The following is a 1,836-nucleotide window of genomic DNA, read 5'->3' on the forward strand; positions in this document are numbered from 1 at the left end:
GGGGGGGGGCGGTTCAGGATCGCTCGTAGCGGTGCCGTCGGCCCCCCAGCTTATACCTCCGCCTCACACGGGGGAGGAGAGCGGTTCTCTCGCACGATCCGATCAGCCGGAAACCGTATCGGCCGTAGCAGTGAGGCCGCTTAGACTATGATGCGGGAAAGTGGAATCCAGTTTCAAAAAATAGAATAGGTTAAAAAAATCTACGGTATTGTCGCTTCCGTGCGAAGGCGGCATACCCAAGGGCCCGTGCGAGAGCGAGAGTTCTATCGCGTATTCTCTACCGAAGTATTTGAGCTGTTCGGCGAAAGAGAATGTGGTATATAAATGCCGTAAGGAGATTTCCTGGCGCTTTAGCGATGGAAATCGCGCTATTGATCAGGAATGGGCCGGTGTCATGGGCGATACACCAAACTGGCCGCGGTCCCGCGCTGGACGGACACTGCCTCGCGATCCCGCATATCTCGTTGGAAGCCTCCCCCTGCCGCTCGGTTTCGGCCTTAGCTTGGTTGCGACCTCTGCCTGGGGCTCCTTCCTCTGTTGGATTGCCTACATGATCACGACCCTCGCGACGTGGTAACGTGAACATTTCTCTTTGCTTGGGGATTTTGGCTTGCTTGTTTTGACAGGCGCCGTAGGCTGAGGGTTCTTTCATCGCTTATCCCATGTTCTACCTCAGCATCGCAGGACTCGGAATTACGACTGGTTTCGCGCTTCGTTGGCCAGGTCTGGTAGTCGTCATCTCGATATTTGCGGTCGCATTTGGCGTCGCGGCCGCCATTCAGCGCGAGCCATTGCCTGGAACATTGTTTAGAGCTGGCGCAACCTTCGTGATCTTGAACCTGACGTTTTTTGTTGGCTCGCTGATCCGGGCGGTTCTACCTTCGATTCTTTCGCGCCTGCGCTGAACCGCCTCGCGCGCGGATCGACCTTCGCCCTCGTGTGCCCATCGCGGTCTGGGGAGGCCGGGACCCCGGCTTCTGCAAATCGCATCCCGGCATGGCAGCGAGATCGACGGTAGCCCGAGTGCCCAATGCCTACCGAGGGGCTTCCGCGAAGGTGAGCGCGACGTTCACGGCTTCCGGCGGAACATCTCCGGTGCTCTTCCCCGCATAGATTCCGATCTTCAGATAGGCGGCGGTCGGCTGCGGCCTGTCACCGACCCTGTATGCGTCCGCAAGGAGGTCCACGTATTCGTAGCCGGTCGGGATGTCCGCACGATCGACCAGCACCTCGCCGTCGATCCAGACGGCGATGCGGCCGCGGTCGCCGTGACCGTCGACGACGATGAGATCCAGATGGTGGTCTTTGCCGAGTTCGACTTGCGGGAGCGTCCCGAGAATACGGGTTGGCGAGAAAGTCTTTTGCTCTCCGCGGCCGGTCTCTCCTAGTACCCGAAGGTACGGGCGGCCGGTTGCTGGGTCGGGAACAAGGTCGAGAGAGAACAGGGGCGACGCATTCACGAAACTCCCGTCGGCGCGGCGGGTGTCCGCTTGATGGATCTGCACGATCGAGCACCATTCCGCGCCGACGAAGACCGATTTCGGATCGATGTTGAACGTTCCGGTCAGCCGGATCTCCTGGCCTTTGGCGAACGGTGTCAGCCCGACCAGTTCCGTCCGGATCTTGCGCGGTGGATCGAACGAGGCCCTCTCGCCGGCTTTTGCGGAGAATCGATAAGTTCCCCCGGGACCGGCCTGAACGCACTGCGTTTGAGCGGCCCATTTCAGGCCCGCGATCGTGATCGCTGTGCCGATGGACAGCTCTTGGAAACCGATAGTGCCTGCTGTGGCCGCCTTCGTATCGGCCTTCGTATCGGACTTGGAGGTGGCGGCTAGC

At 60.0% G+C, this 1,836-nt stretch carries 2 protein-coding genes; one reads left to right on the forward strand and one right to left on the reverse strand.

Going from position 1 to position 1,836, the window contains the following annotated elements:
• Positions 1–662 precede the first annotated feature (662 nt).
• Positions 663–905, forward strand: a complete 243-nt coding sequence (locus MHA02_RS21370; protein WP_147082551.1) for a hypothetical protein — start codon at positions 663–665, stop codon at positions 903–905.
• A gap of 129 nt (positions 906–1,034) precedes the next feature.
• On the opposite strand, the gene MHA02_RS21375 is transcribed toward MHA02_RS21370, so the two are convergent.
• Positions 1,035–1,836 (reverse strand): heparin lyase I family protein (locus MHA02_RS21375; protein WP_147082552.1); only part of this gene is annotated, 802 nt, incomplete at its 5' end.

Source organism: Methylobacterium haplocladii (assembly GCF_007992175.1).
In the GTDB taxonomy this organism is placed as follows: domain Bacteria; phylum Pseudomonadota; class Alphaproteobacteria; order Rhizobiales; family Beijerinckiaceae; genus Methylobacterium; species Methylobacterium haplocladii.

Bases quoted from the DNA above. Each gene is read 5' to 3' on its own strand.
- MHA02_RS21370 (WP_147082551.1), top strand. From the start codon at position 663: ATGTTCTACCTCAGCATCGCAGGACTCGGAATTACGACTGGTTTCGCG.